The following is a 16795-nucleotide window of genomic DNA, read 5'->3' on the forward strand; positions in this document are numbered from 1 at the left end:
AAGAAAATAAAGCATAAAATAGCTTTAAAATCATGTCTCTTTTCATTAAAATGATAAAGGTATTCGAAAAGATAGATAAAAGAAGGAATGACAATGAATCCTATAAAAAAGCTAATTGACCGGCTGTCAGCTTTTCAGTTGATTGCCCTTTATTATTTTCTTGCTGTGACCGTGTCGTTTATTCTTCTCAGCCTGCCAGTGGCTCATCAAGAGGGAGTCAAATGGACATTCATTGATGCCTTGTTTACAGCGGTGAGTGCGGTAAGTGTTACAGGACTGACTGTTGTCGACACCTCACAAACATTTAGTGTGGCAGGGATGTGGATCCTTGCGTTTGTTCTGCAAATTGGAGGCATCGGCATTATGACGCTCGGTACCTTCGTATGGCTTGTCATGCGAAAAAGAATTGGAATTAAAGAAAGAAAGCTGATCATGGCAGATCAAAACCAAAGCAATTTATCTGGAATTGTGAAACTAATGAAGCAGGTCTTATATTTAATTTTGCTGATTGAGTTTGTCGGCGGGCTGATTTTAAGCATGTATTTTCTCAAGTATTACGATGTGCAAAGCGCTTTCTTGCATGGCTTCTTCTCAAGTATTAGTGCGACAACCAATGGTGGCTTCGATATTACAGGGAGCTCTCTTATCCCTTACAAAGATGATTATTTCGTCCAGTTTATTACGATGCTGCTGATCATCTTTGGAGCGATTGGCTTTCCTGTGCTTGTGGAAGTAAAGGATTATTTGTTCAATCAGGACCGTAAGCACGCATCGTTCTCATTGTTTACAAAAATCACCACGCTCACGTTCGGCGGCCTTGTCGTTGTTGGAGCGATTGGAATCTATGCACTTGAAGTAGGGTTTAGTTTTGTAGGGAAAAGCTGGCACGAAATCTTGTTCTATTCTTTGTTTCAATCGACTGCAACAAGAAGCGGGGGGCTGACAACGTTAGATATTACGCAGCTGACGGAACCGACGCTTTTATTTTTATGTATGCTCATGTTTATCGGGGCTTCCCCAAGCTCTGTGGGGGGCGGCATTCGGACAACTACGTTTGCTCTTAATTTACTCGCCTTGTTTCATTTTGCTAGGGGAAATAAGTCCATTAAAATCTTCAAGAGAGAGCTTCATCAAGCGGATATTAATAAATCCCTTATGGTAACCATGATGGCGTTTATTTTGGTCTTTGGCGCTACGTTCCTGTTATCCTTAACAGAGCATAATACACTTCTTGAAAATTTATTTGAAGTTTGCTCTGCTTTCGGAACAACGGGGCTGTCGCTTGGGATCACCTCAGATCTCACTGTGTTTGGTAAATGTATCATCATGGTGGTCATGTTTATTGGCCGGATCGGCATTCCAAGCTTTTTATATTTAATAGGCCGAAGAGAAAGCGAAGCAAATTATCATTATCCGAAAGAGCGCGTCATTATTGGTTAAACAGCATTCCATTTGAATGCTGTTTTTTTATTTCCATTATCTAACTGGCTAAATCATATGGGATGTTCGCAATCTATAGGTAAGAGGTGAACGAGACGTGCTGGATGTATTATGGAAAGCAATTGTCATGCTGCTAGTTGGTACCTTGCTGCTGAGAATAGCAGGGCCTAAATCCATTAGTCAATTAACTGTACAACAAACAGTGATTATGATTTCAATCGGATCGATTATTATCCAACCCTTTATTGAGCATAATTTACTTGAAACCATTTATGCAGCTACCATCTTTATTGTGGCACTTGTCATTATGGAAAAGCTGTCAATTCAATCGGATTTTTTTGAAAAATTGCTTTCAGGAAAATCGGTTGTGATTTTACAGGATGGCGAAATGCTTGATCATAAGCTGAAGAAAACAAGGCTCACAAGGGATCAATTTAAAATGCGTTTAAAGCAGCAAGGCATCACTGACATCAGCTGTCTCAAAAAAGCCACGCTAGAAGCCAATGGACAAATTGGCTATGAGTTAAAACCTGAGGAAAAGCCAGTGACGGTCAAGCAAATGAAAGAACTCCTTGACCAATTAAGAGAAGAACTAAACCTGTCAAAAAAGGACTGAATGCAGATGAAAAGAAAAGCAGCGAAAAATGAAGCATTAACAAATAATATGACGCCGACAGAAAGCATGGCACATGATCAAGGACAAACCCAATTTGACGAACAATCAAGAGATCGTCAGGCAAACCGAAATTCTCATAAAGGAAAACAAGGGGGAGCATCTCGTGACTAAGAAGCATATGAAGAGCAAAGAGATGAAGGACCATAAAAAGCCAATGGACCCAGATATTTTAGAAGAGGAATTTGGCAGTGAGCTTGGAGATATTAACAGCAGCAAATGGATTGATACATTGGTGAAGCCAAAGAAAGATGCTGCATGTCAGCAGAATAAGAAATAGAAAAAAACGATCCATGAAGGATCGTTTTTTATTTGATATAACTGCCTTGCCTGCCGGTGATTGTTCGCATGAGATTGGTCATTTTGAGCTCAATCACTGGCTGTGCAACGGTTTTGACAAAAGTGCTAGACAGGGTAAAGGTTAACAAAATGGTCAGCAGCAATAAAATGAGTACACTTGCTGCATTTAGCGCCCAGTCATCAAACCAAGTGGTTCTTAGCAGTTTGATTACAAAGCCATGTAATAAATAAACATATAACGTTCTTGTTCCCCATTTTGTAAAGAAGAAACGGCGTGTTGGAACTAATGCAAAGAAGCTGAATGTAGCGCCAAATGCAAGCAAATACCATGCCATTCGTTTCATCGCCGCAATCATTCCTTCATCTCCAAGAGAAGCATACGACTTTGAGCCAAATAAGAAGGAATAATCAAATTCATAGAAGTAGCAAAACAGGAACACAGCCATTAATACAAAAAGTGCTGCAAGCTTTCCTTTGCTTGTACGGATGAATTCAAAATGCTGCTTTTTTAAATAGAATCCAGCTAAAAACATAGGCAAGAAGACAAACGTGCGTGATAAGCTGAGTGTATCGCTGATGCTGTCCACATAACCGACAAGTAATGCAATTGATAAACTGACGATCATCGCCCAGTGGAACGGCAGTTTTGAAAAAGGAATAAGCAGCAAGTTCCAAAAGAATAAACTAATTAAAAACCATAAGGACCATTGCGGATCAATTGGATTTAAATTGGCCATGCTTTGATCCTGTAATAGATAATAGTAAACCGAATAGATCACCTGAAAGATTAAATATGGGATGATCAGCTTAACGGCGACTTTTTTCATAAAGCCTGGTTTTCTAAACCCTTTTGCAAAAAAGCCAGAAACTAAAATAAAGGCGGGCATGTGAAAGGTATAAATAAACTTGTATAAATAGAGCATCCAGTCATTATCATGAATGAATGATCGTAACAAATGACCAAAAACAACTAGAAAAATCAGAAGGAATTTCGCATTATCAAAATAACTATCTCGTGAGGATGCCATAACATCACCTTTCCTGCTCGTTTTCGAACATAAATGTTCTAAGTGCACTGTTCCCTTATTTGCCTCATTCTAAAATACATTTTGGCTTAATTCGCTATTTGATGTGAAATTGTAGAACGGTTGTAAAAGAAGCGTAAGAAAAGTGAATCGTTATACAATCCTGTCATCCAAATGAAATAAATGAGACAGTCTTCGTGTAAAAAGTTATCTTTTTTTATGAGTCGAATGAAGGAACAATGAAAATATTGTAGAAATATTGTAGAGGAATGAGGCTGGAAAAGGAGTGTAAGAGAATGACTGAAACGCTCGATGGCAATAGGTTAACCCCTGCGGGAGATATCAGAAAATTAGAAAAAGAGAACGAATATTTGCGAACTGAGTTGATGCAGCAAAAAATGCTGTTAAATAAGACGCTCGATGCCATTTTTATATTTGATCAGCACCTCAACATCATCCAAGCCAACGAAGCAACTTGCAGGCTTGTCCAGACACCGAAAGAAGACCTCCTCAATAAATCCGTTCTAGATTTCCTATACGGCATCCCGAAAGATAAAGTTGAATGCTCACTCGATCTATTTTTTCGAAAAGGTACGTTAAAAAGAGAAATCTCCATTCAGCTGGAAAATGGCGAAACAAAATACATTGAATTTGTCGCAGAGCACGACACCATGAATCAGCAGTATATAGTGGTTATGCGAGATATTTCATCAAAGAAAATATTAGAACGAGAACGCTCCATGAATGAGCAGCTGTTCAAAGATTTGTTTGACCGAGCCATTGACGGGATGGTCATTTTTGATCAGGATGGCTGCATGATTGATGCGAATCATTCTTTTTGTCAGAGCTTTGAGCTGCAAAAGACTGATTTAACCGATCGCTATTTACATGAATTTGTCGAAGAAGAAAATCTTCCCGCCTTGCAGCACCTTTTAACGTCACTTAAAGAAACAGGAAAAGCAAAAGGAGAGCTTCCTGTTACTCTACAATCTGGCCAGCACAAATTATTCGAACTCACCATTACATCAAATGTGATGAGTGGTTTTTATATGTCCATCATGCGGGATATTACAGAAAAAAGGCTGATGGAAGAGAAGCTGTTAAAAAGTGAAGAACGCTTTAGAGAAATTTTCGAAAATGCAATGGATGCCATCATCATATGGGCGGACGATGGAGAGATTGTGAGAGCCAATGAATCAGCCTGCCGAATTTTTGAATTACCTATGCACTCGCTGATTGGCAAAAAACTTACCGACTTTCTCGTCAAATCTGATAAGAGATATAGACCAACAAGAAGACGCTATATCCGGAATCATGAAATAAGGGAAGAGCTATTGTTCAAAATGGCAAATGGACAGTATAAAGAGCTTGAGTTTACATCAAAGCATGCGGTATTAGAAGGACAGCACTTAACCATTTTACGTAATGTAAGTGATCGAAAAAGAATGGAGCAGGAGCTGCGCGAAAGTGAGCTCAAATTCCGCAAAGTATTTAATGGATCAATGGACGGCATTGTTCTTTTTGATAATCAATACCGAATCATTGAAGTCAATCCATCTGCCAGCGAGCTGCTTCAATTGAAGGACGATCATTTAACAGAAATGAATCTTTTCCACATCCTTGCCCCTTATCAAATAGAAAATTTGGCTCAGCCCGCCGAGGCGATGTCATTAGATGAAATGGATAATGAGGTTCCGTTTGTACTGAACCATCCAGATCAGCGTATCCTGGAATTCTCTTTTAAACGCAACATTATCCATAATATGAATTTAGCGATCTTTAGAGATGTGACAGAGCGGAAGGAATTAGAAGAGCGGGTGAGAAAATCAGATACCCTTCATGTGGTCGGAGAGCTTGCCGCTGGAATTGCTCATGAAATTAGAAACCCGATGACAGCCTTAAAAGGCTTCATTCAGCTGTTAAAAGGAAATATAGAAGGGGAGTATTCGCTCTATTTTAATGTCATCACATCAGAGCTGAAAAGAATTGAATCCATCATCACCGAATTTTTGATTTTAGCGAAACCGCAAGCCATTGTATATGAAGAAAAAAATGTGGTGCAGATTGTGAAAGACACGATGGATCTTCTGCACGCACAGGCGAATCTTGGCAATGTTCAAATGCATCTCAATGTGCTGGATGAGATTCCGCTCATTTATTGTGAACAAAACCAATTAAAGCAGGTCTTTATTAACATTTTAAAAAATGCAATTGAAGTCATGCCGCGCAAAGGAAATGTCTATGTGAGCATTCAGCGGAAGGGCGAGGAGCATATTGTCATTTCACTGCGTGATGAAGGCTGCGGAATGGCAGAGGATAAGCTAAAGCGTCTAGGTGAGCCTTTTTATACAACGAAAGAAAGAGGAACTGGACTTGGCTTAATGGTTAGTTATAAAATTATTGAAGAGCATCAAGGAACCATTGAGGTAGAAAGTGAGGAAGGCGTAGGAACCGTCTTCCATCTCACGCTGCCACTTAGGCAGCAGAAACAAGAAGGAGAGCAGTAACGTGTATTATACCGTCTATCACGCACCTATCGGGGAATTATACATACTAGAAAAGGATGGTGCCATCATCGAGGTGATGTTTGATGATGAACCGTTTTTAGCAAAAAAGCAGGCAGCGAATCTAAAGCAAGCAGATACGCCTGTCTTACAAGAAGCGAAAAAACAGCTAGATGAATATTTCAAGGGTGAGCGTCAAATATTCGATCTCCCGCTTAAGCAAACAGGTTCTCCGTTCCAAGAGCAGGTGTGGGGAGCATTGTCGGCCATACCATATGGTGAATCAAAAAGCTATGCAGACATTGCAGAAGCGATTGGCAATCCCAAGGCTGTAAGAGCCATCGGACAAGCTAACAGACGAAATGCATTACCTATTTTTATCCCATGTCACAGGGTGATTGGAAAAGACCGGTCTTTGACGGGCTATGCAGGATCGAAGACAGACATGAAAGCGGTCCTCCTTGAATTAGAAGGCATCCCATTTGTTCAAAAATAAATCGATTGACCTGTTCCAAATGTTTGTCAAGCGACATATCCTTTTATTAAGCTAAAAAAGTTGGTTGAGGGAAAAAGGAGGGCGCTGGCATGTTTTGGGGCAAAAAAGGTAAAATGTATGCCGTTACGTCACTATGTGTCAAAATGAACGTTTTGACAGAAGAACAAAAAAAAGAAATCTTAACAAAAACGAATCAAGAAACAAAAAAGCGCGGTGCTCTTAAATGACAAGAACACGGCGCTTTTTTGCGATTATTGAGAGATGCTTTCGGCGAAAAGAGCATCAATCTCTTCTGCATAGTTCGAAGTGATAATTCCCTTTTCTGTAATGATGCCTGAAATAAGATGATGAGGAGTGACATCAAAGGCGGGATTGAATACCTGAACATCAGGCGGTGCAATGGGGACGCCGTTTAATTCCTTTACTTCCAGCGGGTCGCGCTCTTCAATTGGAATATCTGATCCGTCGCGGGTGGATACATCAAAGGTTGAAAGCGGTGCTGCTACAAAAAACGGAATGTTAAAATGCTTGGCTAGAACGGCAAGACCTAACGTTCCAATCTTATTCGCTGTATCTCCATTACGGGCGATACGGTCAGCTCCAACAATGACAGCAGAAATTTGCTTTTCCTTCATCGTATGGGCTGCCATGTTATCTGTAATGAGCGTCACATCCACGCCGCCTTGCATAAGCTCCCATGTTGTCAGACGAGCACCTTGAAGAACAGGGCGTGTTTCACATGCATAAATGTGAAGATCAAGATTTTTCTTTTTGGCTAAATAAAAGGGAGCAAGGGCTGTTCCGTACCGGCTCGTTGCGATGGAGCCTGCATTACAAATGGTCATGATACGGTCACCTGATTTAAAGAGCTGAAGAGCATTTTGACCGATTTGTCTGCATGTTTCTTCATCTTCAATTTGAATTTGAATGGCTTCATGGACAAGGTCTGTTTTGGCTGCATTCACTGATGCTGCACGCTGAATGCGCTGCAGCAGCCGGTCTAATGCCCAGGCGAGGTTCACAGCGGTTGGACGAGCACTGTTTAAATATTCTTTGATTCGTATGACTTCTTGTTTAAACACATCCATTTCTTCTGTCTCAATGGCTTGCGCACTAAGCGCCAGCCCAAAAGCTGCTGTAATGCCAATCGCAGGCGCTCCGCGTACTTTTAATGACACAATCGCATCATACACATCTTCTTTCGTATATAAATGCTCAAATACGGTTTCGGCCGGTAATTTTTGCTGATTTAAAATGTGAATACGGTTTTCTTCCCATTCGACAGAACGGGGGACTTCAAATTCTTTTGACAAAACCCGTCACTCCTTTACAGATGGCTGGAATAATGCGACGAGATCAGACGCTGTTTCCACTGTATGATATTGTTTGATAAATGTTTTTCCAAGTGTCAGTGCTGCTTTTTTCTGCTGAATCCGTCTAGTTGGTGATGGAATCGCATCAAGATCAGCGGCATGAGCAAGACCAATTGTTCGGCGGACAAGCTCACAGCCGGCAAAGCCTGTCGCTTCTTTTAAAATCCGGTCAAAGGTTGTTTCTAAAAAGCTGTCCGATACACTAAACGCTTCAATGCTGTCCTCTTTCCAAGCTTTTGTGAACACTTCTTTGAAGGTTGCCCATACATTGACGACATGGTCAAAAAGGTGCTGCTGCTCGTGTTCATTCTCGCGAGATAAAGCATTCAGGAACAGATTGGCGATAAAGTGGCCGATATCGAATCCAAAGGGACCGTAAAACGCGAATTCTGGATCAATGATTTTCGTTTCAGTCTCATTTGCAAAAATACTGCCTGTATGAAGATCTCCATGAACCAATGTTTCAGCTGATGTCAGGAAGATACGCTTCAATTCCGCTGCTTTGGCTTGCAGCTCAAGATCTTTCCAAAGCGCTTCTGCTGATTCTCTTAATTCTTCTTCGAAGTCATTTGTTTCACTATCAAAGAAAGGGTCTGTGAAGACGAGTTTTTCTGTAATATCACACAGGTCAGGGTTCGTAAATTGCTTCACAAATTGTTTTTTGATTTTAGGATTTGTAGCAAAGTCAGATGTGTAAAAAAGTGTTTTTCCTAAAAATTCTCCAACATGATCAGATAAATGCGGATATTGTTTTCCGGCAATTAGCCCTTTTCTGACGATTTCTAAGTGAGAGAGATCCTCCATGGCTGTCACTGCAAGAGCTGTATCTGAATAGTAGACTGCTGGTACGAGGTGCGGCGCATATTCTGACTGCTTGATCAGGGCGGCACTTTCAATTCTTGCCCGGTCTAATGTAAGCGGCCAGCTCTCCCCAACCACCTTTGCATAAGGCAGCGCCTGCTTGATGATCAATCCTTTTTCTTGTTTGTGATCATAAATATGAAAGACGTAATTTAAATTCCCGTCACCAATTTCAGTACATGTCAAATGGCTGCTTTCTTGGATCAAACCAAGTCTAATTGCGAGTGCAACTGCCGAGCTTTCTGTTAGTTCTTCATATGATGCCGTAAGTGTAACCAATTGCTTCCCCTCCAAATCATATAAAAAAGCCTCTTTCTCCTGAGAGAAAGAGGCTTGATGGTGTGTATGCTCAAAGCCTCTCTTATCTCTCAGCACATACGTCTGATGGAATTAGCACCGTGCCCTATAAGACAATTGTCTTGGCGCGTTACTTGCTGCGCCCCACTTCACAGTGGTATTAACGGTCGGTTGCTGTTGGGGTCAAAAGGCCAAATCCCTCGCCCAACTCTCGATAAGAGAAATCAATATGTAATTGTTTCGTGTCTGTTTGCATTTCTTAATTCAAGATATTATCAGAGCGTTGCTTTACATGTCAATCTTTTTTCAAAATTGCTTTACAATTCATAAAACAATCCATTACAGTGATTGTATTGTCACGTAACTTGAATAGAAGGTGAAGAAATGGAATTCCAGCAATCAGATGTGTTGAAACAATTACCGAAGCAATTTTTTGCGTCCCTTGTCCAAAAGGTGCAGAAAAAAGTGCAGGAAGGGGCAGATATCATTAATTTGGGACAGGGAAATCCTGATCAGCCAACTCCTCCGCACATTGTAAAAGCCATGCAGGAAGCGGTAGCAAAACCTGAAAATCATCAATACTCCTCATTCCGTGGAACAGCGAAATTAAAAAAGGCTGCTGCCGCTTTTTATGAAAGAGAATATGGCGTCACACTTGATCCAAAGACGGAAATTGCGATTTTATTTGGCGGAAAAGCAGGGCTTGTTGAGCTGCCGCAATGCCTGCTGAATCCGGGTGATACGCTTCTTGTCCCTGATCCTGGCTATCCTGATTATTGGTCAGGTGCTGTGCTTGCTGGAGCGCATATGGTAACCATGCCACTTCTTGAAAAAAATGATTTTTTACCTGACTACGATTTGCTGCCTGAGGATGATAAGAAAAAGGCAAAATTAATGTATTTAAATTACCCCAACAATCCGACGGGGGCTACGGCAAGCCGTTCATTTTTTGAAGAAACCGTTACATTTGCGAAAGATCACAAGCTATGTGTTGTCCATGATTTTGCATATGGCGGCATTGGATTTGATGGAGAAAAGCCGCTCAGCTTTCTGCAAATAGAGGGAGCGAAAGAGACGGGAATAGAAATTTACACATTGTCTAAAACGTATAATATGGCAGGGTGGAGAGTAGGATTTGCAGCTGGAAATTCGTCTGTTATTGAAGCCATTGAGCTTTATCAGGATCATCTGTTTGTCTCCCTGTTTAAAGCCACTCAAGATGCAGCAGCGGAAGCCCTATTAAGCGATCAAACGTGCGTACAGGTGCAAAATGATCGATATGAGAAAAGGCGGAATGTATGGATTGCTGCCTGCAAAGAAATTGGCTGGGAAGTCAGTGCACCAAAGGGATCATTTTTTGCTTGGTTAAAGGTGCCGGAAGGATATACATCTGAAGCCTTTTCTGACTTATTATTAGAGAAGGCACATGTTGTGGTTGCGCCAGGTAATGGCTTTGGTGATCACGGTGAAGGGTACGTGAGAGTAGGACTTCTAACAAGTGAGGAGCGGTTACAAGAAGCTGCTCAGCGCATCGCTGCTTTGAATCTGTTTGAAAAAAAGCCATTGACAACATAAAAAAATGGTGCGATAATTCAGGCAATATTTAAGAAAATTGAATATTCTTATCAAGAGTAGGCAGAGGGACTAGCCCAATGAAGCCCGGCAACCGACTTCCATGAAGCACGGTGCTAATTCTTGCAGCAAGCGCTGAGAGATAAGATTCGGACGAATGACACGAAACAACCTCTTTAAGGCGCTCAAGAAGCACTTGAAGAGGTTTTTTTATTGAACATATGCATGACGCAATCGAAAGGGGATTCCTAGTGAGTGAATTACTGGCAACATACGTATTAACACATCGAGAGGATGAACAAATAAATCGAAAAGCGGAGCAGATCGCGCTTGGTTTAACAGTTGGATCATGGACGGATTTGCCGCAGCTCAAAAAGGAGCAGCTTCAAAAGCATAAAGGCCGAGTTGAAAAAGTATTAGAAAAGGCTGCTCCAGCCGAAAATGGTCTTTATCAATCAGAGGTGACGATTGCTTATCCTGAGGCAAACTTTTCAGCTGATTTACCAGCAGTTTTCACGACGATTTTTGGAAAGCTTTCACTAGATGGAAAAGTGAAGCTAGTCGATATCCAATTTTCTGAAGAATTTAAAAAAAGCCTGCCAGGACCTGTATTTGGAATTGATGGCATTCGAAAAAAGGTAAATGTGTTTGATCGTCCATTATTGATGAGTATTTTTAAAGGCGTTATCGGCCGTGATATGCAGGATTTAAAAGAGCAGCTCCGTTTACAGGCATTAGGCGGGGTTGACTTCATCAAAGACGATGAAATTTTATTTGAAAGTCCATTAGCTCCTTTTGAAGAGCGAATCAAAGAAGGAAAAGCGATTTTAAAAGAAACCTATGAAGAGACAGGACACCGCACGCTGTATGCTGTCAATTTAACGGGCAGAACCTTTGACCTGAAGGATCGGGCGAGAAAGGCCGCTGAACTTGGGGCAGATGCGCTCTTATTCAATGTCTTTGCTTACGGCCTGGATGTCATGCAAAGCCTAGCTGAGGACCCAGACATTCCACTGCCGATTATGGCGCATCCCGCTGTGAGTGGTGCTTTGACATCCTCTCCTGAATATGGATTCTCGCATTCTCTTCTTTTAGGCAAATTAAATCGATATGCTGGCGCTGATTTGAGCCTTTTCCCCTCACCTTATGGGTCGGTTGCACTTCCGAAAAAAGATGCCCTTGGAATCTATGAAGCTTGCGTGAAAGAGGATACGGTTCAAAAAACATTCCCTGTCCCGTCAGCAGGCATTCATCCAGGAATGGTTCCAGTATTGATCAAAGATTTTGGAATTGATCATGTGATAAATGCAGGTGGAGGCATTCACGGACATCCGCGGGGAGCCATCGGCGGAGGGCAGGCATTTCGTTCGATCATTGATGCCGTGATTCATGAAGAGTCCATCCAAGATAAGGCGGCTTCCTGCCAAGACTTAAAAGCGGCACTTGATCTTTGGGGAAGGGTAGCAGAATAATGAAAAAACCAATTGTATGTTGTGATTTTGATGGAACAATTACAAAAAATGATAATATCATCCGCATCATGAAACAGTTTGCACCAAGTGAATGGACGAAGTTGAAGGATGGTGTCCTGTCAAAGGAAATCACCATTCAAGAAGGCGTCGGGCAAATGTTTCAATTACTGACAAGTGATCAGAAGGATGCCATTCAATCATTTATTTTAGAGGATACAGAGATTCGAGAAGGATTTAAGCAATTTGTGGATGAGGTAAAAAAAGCAGACATTCCTTTCTATGTACTTAGTGGGGGGATGGACTTTTTTGTCTACCCCATCCTCGAAGGCATTGTCGATCGATACGATATTTATTGCAATCATGCATCATTTGGGGAAGAGCATATTCAGATTGAATGGCCGCATGCCTGCGATACGCAATGTCAAAATGGGTGCGGATGCTGCAAGCCCTCAATCATTCGAAACCTGACTCATGAGGATGATTTCATCATCATGATCGGAGATTCAGTGACTGATGTGGAGGCGGCGAAACATGCAGATCTTACGTTTGCGCGCGACTACTTGCTCAATGAATGTCAAGAGCTCGGGCTCGTACATAAGGAGTTTGACACATTTATTGATCTACACGCGCAATTTGTTCAAATAAAGGAAGTGAAGGAATGGCAGACGCAAAGAGCAAACGCTGGCAGGAGCTAGCAGATGTTAAACGTGAACTGGCCCAAAGAGACTGGTTTTTCGGAACAAGCGGTAATTTATCGATCAAGGTGTCGGATGATCCAATCACGTTCTTGGTGACGGCAAGCGGCAAAGATAAACGAAAAGAAACAAACGAAGATTTTGTGCTAGTAAATGCGGCAGGCCAGCCACATGATCCGAACGAGACGCTTAGGCCATCAGCTGAAACACTGCTTCACACGTACGTGTATAGACGGACGAAAGCAGGCTGCTGCCTCCATGTCCATACAATCGATAATAATGTGATGTCAGAGCTGTATGGGGATAAGGGAGAGATTCGTTTTAAAGGCAACGAAATCATCAAAGCGCTTGGTTATTGGGAAGAGGATGCAGAAGTGTCGATTCCGATTATTGAAAATCCAGCTCATATTCCGCATCTTGCAGAGCAATTTGCCAAACATCTGACACTAGAGGCGTCATCTGGTGCTGTACTCATTCGCAATCATGGCATCACGGTCTGGGGAAAAACAGTCTTTGAAGCAAAACGAGTATTAGAAGCATATGAATTTTTATTTAGCTATCACTTAAAATTAGCGCTTTATCAACAGCAGCTTGTAAGATAAAAAGGAGGAAAAGCATATGGCGACGATTTTGATTCATAACGAAGAGAACACATTACTTGAGAACGAACAAGAGGTAGCATCATATTTAGAAAACCAAGGGGTCATTTATGAGCATTGGGATATTGAAAAGCTGCCAAACCGTTTATCAGAAAAGTATGATTTAACCGATGAGGAAAAGGAAGAGATTTTGACTGTTTTCCAAAAGGAAATCCAAAGTATTTCTGAAAAAAGAGGGTACAAAGCGCAGGATGTCATTTCATTGTCTGATGCCACTCCAAATCTTGATGAGCTGCTCCAAAACTTTAAACGTGAGCATCACCATACAGATGATGAAGTACGCTTTATTGTGAGCGGGCACGGAATCTTTGCTATTCAAGGCAAGGATGGCATCTTTTTTGATGTGAGATTGAATCCAGGTGATTTAATTTCTGTGCCGCCAAACATTCGTCATTACTTTACACTTCAAGAGGATCGCAAAGTGGTCGCAGTTCGCATATTTGTCACAACTGAGGGCTGGGTGCCGATTTACGAGGAAGAAACGGTTTAATGATAGAGCTGATCATTCTGCATGAGGCGGAAGATCAGCTTTTTTTTAGGAAATTAGACATAAAATGAGAAAGAAAATAGTTGATTTTGATCTTCTGCATAGGATAAAATTCTGTTTAATCAATGTGTCAGTCCTGTCCAAATTTGAAGTTTACCCCCAAATTTGATTGGGTAAAAGGTCTTTAGGCTGTAAAAAATTAAATAAAATAAGCATATTTAATTTAATTTACAAATAAAGTATAATTTTGGTGTCGGATCATTTTGAGCATAGACAGTCGAAATCATTGCGGGAGCTGAGATCATGAATATTTATGTAAGGAAAGAACAATTGCTGATGTCCATTGATGAGAAGAGAAAACAAATGGTAGAAGCTGCTCAAGTGGAAGGGTACACTGGTGAGAAGACAATTAAATATAGTCAAGAACTGGACAACCTGATGAATGAGTATCAGCATCTTCTTTTTCATGAGAAACAATCTGCCCCCTCCTTTCATGATCTTGTGTCTCAAATGAGTCTTTTATCTGTGAACCGCCCCTCTTATTGACATGAAAAACCGGTCTTGCATAAGCAAAACCGGCTGACATCTTCAGTTATGCTGAGTGAGCAGAAGGAAGCATGATCATAACAGTCGTTCCTTTATTCACTTCGCTATGAATATCAATTGTTCCGCCATACATCGAAATGATTCGTTTACACACGACAAGCCCAAGACCTGTGCCTTTTTCCTTCGACGTAATAAAGGGGAGGAAGATGTGCTTTAACATCTCTTCTGGTATGCCTTCACCTGTATCCTCTACTTTAATGATGACATGTTCTTTTTCAGCTTCGATCACAATCTTCAAATGACCGCCGTTTGGCATCGCTTCTAAAGAGTTCTTTGCTACATTTAAAACGACTTGTTTAATATGATCCTTTGTGCAATACACGCCCACATCTTGAATCGTATTGATTTGCAAATCCACTTCCACATTATAAAGGTTTGCCTCAGAGAAAACGATCGGCATGATCTCACTTACAATTTCTTTTACAGAGTTATTTTGCCATTTTTCTGCCGTTGGTTTTCCTAATACAAGAAATTCACTGACGATTTGGTTGATCCGTTTAATTTCTTCCTCGATGACAGAAAAATAGAGCTGATCTTCTTCTGAATGATACTTCTTTTGCAATAGCTGGATAAATCCGCTAATCCCTGTTAATGGGTTGCGAATTTCGTGTGCTGTACTTGCTGCGAGTGTTCCGATCAATTCAAGCTTTTGCGCTTCATTTTCATGACGCTCCTGCTGAGTTTGCCGCCTTAACACGATATATTGGACGAGTGTGAATAAAATATTTAATAAAATAAACGCACTGGATAAAGGGATGAGCATCACAGACAGCACTTCACTAGTTGAAGCACGCTGCGGAAAGACCTCCAGCTTCCAGCTGTTTTCATCTAAATATGTAGACACGGTGCTGCCGCCCTCGGGTACTGGCTGTGGACCGCTTGTAAATACGACATGTCCATTTTGATTCAGCATCTTAAAATGAAGATCAGGGTTCAATACATTCATAATATTTCTTAAATAATCAATTTGAATGGCGGCAATCAGTACATTGGTGACCTCTTCGTTTTCATCGAGAACAGGCACACAAATGGAGAGAATCCGCTGTTTTGTAATTCGGCTCACATAGTTGTCTGTGATCACGGTCTGCTTGGTCACTTGAATGCGTTTAAAGTAATCTCTGAATGATAGGTTGATTTTTTCCTTTAACGGGGTGGTGCTTGCTGTTACATTTCCTTTTTTATCTAGGAGATACAGACCTGAAAAACGAGGTTCTTGTTTATAGATTTTCTCTAGGATGTTTTGTACTTTTTTCGTCTCAAGCGGCTGGTCAAATCCCATGGCAAGGGAAGTTAATCTCGCTTCTGTCTCACTTATTAAATAATTCATTTGGTTTTTGTGAATATTTAACATAAGTGTAGCGGTTTGTTTGTTCTTTAAATCGATTTTTTCAGTTTCTTTTTCGTAGATAAAATAACTAATGATTAGGGTTGGAAGCATGACCAAAATAAGGTAAAGCCTGATCTTCTTCCAAAACCCTTTCAGTATACTCATCATTCATCGCTCCAACGTATTACCTAATAGACTTATTATAGCATTGAACCTATCTTTATTACGATGACTTGTGTGATTTTTAAAAAATTAGGTGATTCGTTCTGGTCTCATTTTCGTGCTAAAGATGGATCAAAATGTTGACATTTTACTTATTGTTTATTAATGTCACATTAGTAGGTTGCATTTCATAAAGGATGATAAAAAATGGAAAATCATAATGTTGAAAAATCATTGAAACTATTTATTGTATTATCACGTGCCTATCGCTCAATTAATCATCACATGAACAAACATATTGTGAAGCACGGGCTGAATCCAACTGAATTTGCTGTGCTAGAATTGCTATATCATAAAGGTGATCAGCCGCTTCAGCAAATCGGTGATAAGATTTTACTTGCAAGCGGCAGCATCACGTATGTGGTCGATAAATTGGAGAAGAAAGAACTCCTCAGTCGCAAGGCTTGTGCAGAAGACCGCAGAGTGACATTTGCGCATATTACCAAGCAGGGACGAGCTTTGCTTGATGACATCTTCCCAGATCATGCGAAAGAAATTCATGAGATGATCAGTGTCCTGAGCGAAGAAGAGAAAGATGTCTGCATTGATATGCTCAAACATGTAGGGCTGCGTGCAAAGCATTTATATGATCATCAAGACTAAATAAAAAGGAAGCCGCTGGCTTCCTTTTCAGCGTGCAGGCAATCCCTCGCATTCGGCGTTAGTCCTGCGTGCCGGTGCTCGTTCCTAGACTGCAAAGGTATTCTATCACGCTGAAAAGAAGAAAAAGGGCTAAAATAGAGATCATTTTAGCCCTTTGTCAACAATCTGTAAAGAAGCCCCTGG

The 16795-nt window shown here is 40.9% G+C and carries 18 protein-coding genes and 2 riboswitches; of the genes, 14 read left to right on the top strand and 4 right to left on the bottom strand.

Translation table 11 applies throughout. The features are described from left to right. The first annotated feature begins 93 nt into the window (after positions 1-93). From NSU11_RS06550 to NSU11_RS06565, 4 genes are all read left to right on the top strand, one after another. Positions 94-1440 (top strand): TrkH family potassium uptake protein, encoded by a 1347-nt coding sequence (locus NSU11_RS06550; protein WP_342493858.1) that lies wholly within the window; start codon positions 94-96, stop codon positions 1438-1440. 97 nt (positions 1441-1537) lie between these two features. After that, positions 1538-2056: a YetF domain-containing protein gene (locus NSU11_RS06555; protein ID WP_024424666.1), complete on the top strand. Its 519-nt coding sequence runs from the start codon at positions 1538-1540 to the stop codon at positions 2054-2056. 6 nt (positions 2057-2062) lie between these two features. Then, positions 2063-2227, top strand: a complete 165-nt coding sequence (locus tag NSU11_RS06560; protein WP_087975542.1) for a hypothetical protein — start codon at positions 2063-2065, stop codon at positions 2225-2227. Next, positions 2220-2393 carry a hypothetical protein gene (locus tag NSU11_RS06565; RefSeq protein WP_166644678.1) on the top strand — a complete coding sequence of 58 codons (174 nt, stop codon included), beginning with the start codon at positions 2220-2222 and terminating at the stop codon, positions 2391-2393. The genes NSU11_RS06560 and NSU11_RS06565 overlap by 8 nt, the downstream gene beginning before the upstream one ends. A gap of 28 nt (positions 2394-2421) precedes the next feature. Here the strand turns inward: NSU11_RS06565 and NSU11_RS06570 are convergent, their stop codons facing one another. Beyond that, positions 2422-3441, bottom strand: a complete 1020-nt coding sequence (locus NSU11_RS06570; protein ID WP_041116436.1) for an acyltransferase family protein — start codon at positions 3439-3441, stop codon at positions 2422-2424. Between the two features lie 293 nt (positions 3442-3734). Here NSU11_RS06570 and NSU11_RS06575 point away from each other — a divergent pair, with 293 nt between their 5' ends. The 3 genes from NSU11_RS06575 (at position 3735) to NSU11_RS06585 (ending at position 6665) form a co-directional block, all read left to right on the top strand. Then, positions 3735-5945 (top strand): PAS domain-containing sensor histidine kinase, encoded by a 2211-nt coding sequence (locus NSU11_RS06575; RefSeq protein ID WP_034623371.1) that lies wholly within the window; start codon positions 3735-3737, stop codon positions 5943-5945. Between the two features lies 1 nt (position 5946). Continuing rightward, complete coding sequence (locus tag NSU11_RS06580; protein ID WP_149125707.1) at positions 5947-6438, top strand: methylated-DNA--[protein]-cysteine S-methyltransferase; 492 nt, start codon at positions 5947-5949, stop codon at positions 6436-6438. Positions 6439-6527: 89 nt separating this feature from the next. Next, complete coding sequence (locus NSU11_RS06585; RefSeq protein ID WP_162860203.1) at positions 6528-6665, top strand: hypothetical protein; 138 nt, start codon at positions 6528-6530, stop codon at positions 6663-6665. A 24-nt stretch (positions 6666-6689) separates the two neighbouring features. Here NSU11_RS06585 and mtnA read toward each other — a convergent pair whose 3' ends face one another. Next, positions 6690-7751 (bottom strand): S-methyl-5-thioribose-1-phosphate isomerase, encoded by a 1062-nt coding sequence (gene mtnA, locus NSU11_RS06590; RefSeq protein WP_024426829.1) that lies wholly within the window; start codon positions 7749-7751, stop codon positions 6690-6692. 6 nt (positions 7752-7757) lie between these two features. Then, on the bottom strand, positions 7758-8951 hold the full coding sequence (gene mtnK, locus NSU11_RS06595) for an S-methyl-5-thioribose kinase (protein WP_056766282.1): 1194 nt from the start codon (positions 8949-8951) through the stop codon (positions 7758-7760). A 79-nt stretch (positions 8952-9030) separates the two neighbouring features. Further along, positions 9031-9190: riboswitch (SAM riboswitch) on the bottom strand. A 163-nt stretch (positions 9191-9353) separates the two neighbouring features. On the opposite strand from mtnK, the gene NSU11_RS06600 reads away from it, so the two are divergent. From NSU11_RS06600 to NSU11_RS06625, 6 genes are all read left to right on the top strand, one after another. Continuing rightward, positions 9354-10544 carry a pyridoxal phosphate-dependent aminotransferase gene (locus NSU11_RS06600; protein WP_133743890.1) on the top strand — a complete coding sequence of 397 codons (1191 nt, stop codon included), beginning with the start codon at positions 9354-9356 and terminating at the stop codon, positions 10542-10544. A 44-nt stretch (positions 10545-10588) separates the two neighbouring features. Continuing rightward, positions 10589-10690: riboswitch (SAM riboswitch) on the top strand. A gap of 72 nt (positions 10691-10762) precedes the next feature. Continuing rightward, positions 10763-12013 (top strand): 2,3-diketo-5-methylthiopentyl-1-phosphate enolase, encoded by a 1251-nt coding sequence (gene mtnW, locus NSU11_RS06605; RefSeq protein ID WP_166644677.1) that lies wholly within the window; start codon positions 10763-10765, stop codon positions 12011-12013. Further along, positions 12013-12708 (top strand): 2-hydroxy-3-keto-5-methylthiopentenyl-1-phosphate phosphatase, encoded by a 696-nt coding sequence (locus NSU11_RS06610; RefSeq protein WP_171464181.1) that lies wholly within the window; start codon positions 12013-12015, stop codon positions 12706-12708. Before mtnW ends, NSU11_RS06610 begins: the two co-directional genes overlap by 1 nt. After that, a complete protein-coding gene (locus NSU11_RS06615; RefSeq protein WP_197172798.1) occupies positions 12672-13310 on the top strand; it encodes a methylthioribulose 1-phosphate dehydratase in 639 nt (212 codons plus the stop codon). The genes NSU11_RS06610 and NSU11_RS06615 overlap by 37 nt, the downstream gene beginning before the upstream one ends. 16 nt (positions 13311-13326) lie before the next feature. Beyond that, positions 13327-13857: a cupin domain-containing protein gene (locus NSU11_RS06620; protein ID WP_171464183.1), complete on the top strand. Its 531-nt coding sequence runs from the start codon at positions 13327-13329 to the stop codon at positions 13855-13857. Positions 13858-14157: 300 nt separating this feature from the next. Then, entirely contained in the window at positions 14158-14400 is a 243-nt protein-coding gene (locus NSU11_RS06625; protein ID WP_024424676.1) for an aspartyl-phosphate phosphatase Spo0E family protein, read from the top strand. Between the two features lie 46 nt (positions 14401-14446). Here NSU11_RS06625 and NSU11_RS06630 read toward each other — a convergent pair whose 3' ends face one another. Next, a complete protein-coding gene (locus tag NSU11_RS06630; RefSeq protein ID WP_024424677.1) occupies positions 14447-15952 on the bottom strand; it encodes an ATP-binding protein in 1506 nt (501 codons plus the stop codon). 204 nt (positions 15953-16156) lie between these two features. Between NSU11_RS06630 and NSU11_RS06635 the strand changes: the two genes are divergently transcribed. Next, positions 16157-16612: a MarR family transcriptional regulator gene (locus tag NSU11_RS06635; protein WP_024424678.1), complete on the top strand. Its 456-nt coding sequence runs from the start codon at positions 16157-16159 to the stop codon at positions 16610-16612. Positions 16613-16795 lie beyond the last annotated feature (183 nt).

Source organism: Bacillus sp. FSL R5-0712, assembly GCF_038593285.1.
Classification (GTDB): domain Bacteria; phylum Bacillota; class Bacilli; order Bacillales; family Bacillaceae; genus Bacillus; species Bacillus safensis.

Excerpts from the sequence above, each read along its gene's own strand:
- NSU11_RS06550 (WP_342493858.1), top strand. The coding sequence starts at position 94 with ATGAATCCTATAAAAAAGCTAATTGACCGGCTGTCAGCTTTTCAGTTG.
- NSU11_RS06560 (WP_087975542.1), top strand. The coding sequence starts at position 2,063 with ATGAAAAGAAAAGCAGCGAAAAATGAAGCATTAACAAATAATATGACG.
- NSU11_RS06570 (WP_041116436.1), bottom strand. The coding sequence starts at position 3,441 with ATGGCATCCTCACGAGATAGTTATTTTGATAATGCGAAATTCCTTCTG.
- NSU11_RS06575 (WP_034623371.1), top strand. The coding sequence starts at position 3,735 with ATGACTGAAACGCTCGATGGCAATAGGTTAACCCCTGCGGGAGATATC.
- NSU11_RS06585 (WP_162860203.1), top strand. The coding sequence starts at position 6,528 with ATGTTTTGGGGCAAAAAAGGTAAAATGTATGCCGTTACGTCACTATGT.
- NSU11_RS06600 (WP_133743890.1), top strand. The coding sequence starts at position 9,354 with ATGGAATTCCAGCAATCAGATGTGTTGAAACAATTACCGAAGCAATTT.
- mtnW (WP_166644677.1), top strand. The coding sequence starts at position 10,763 with ATGCATGACGCAATCGAAAGGGGATTCCTAGTGAGTGAATTACTGGCA.
- NSU11_RS06610 (WP_171464181.1), top strand. The coding sequence starts at position 12,013 with ATGAAAAAACCAATTGTATGTTGTGATTTTGATGGAACAATTACAAAA.
- NSU11_RS06615 (WP_197172798.1), top strand. The coding sequence starts at position 12,672 with ATGGCAGACGCAAAGAGCAAACGCTGGCAGGAGCTAGCAGATGTTAAA.
- NSU11_RS06620 (WP_171464183.1), top strand. The coding sequence starts at position 13,327 with ATGGCGACGATTTTGATTCATAACGAAGAGAACACATTACTTGAGAAC.
- NSU11_RS06625 (WP_024424676.1), top strand. The coding sequence starts at position 14,158 with ATGAATATTTATGTAAGGAAAGAACAATTGCTGATGTCCATTGATGAG.
- NSU11_RS06630 (WP_024424677.1), bottom strand. The coding sequence starts at position 15,952 with ATGAGTATACTGAAAGGGTTTTGGAAGAAGATCAGGCTTTACCTTATT.
- NSU11_RS06635 (WP_024424678.1), top strand. The coding sequence starts at position 16,157 with ATGGAAAATCATAATGTTGAAAAATCATTGAAACTATTTATTGTATTA.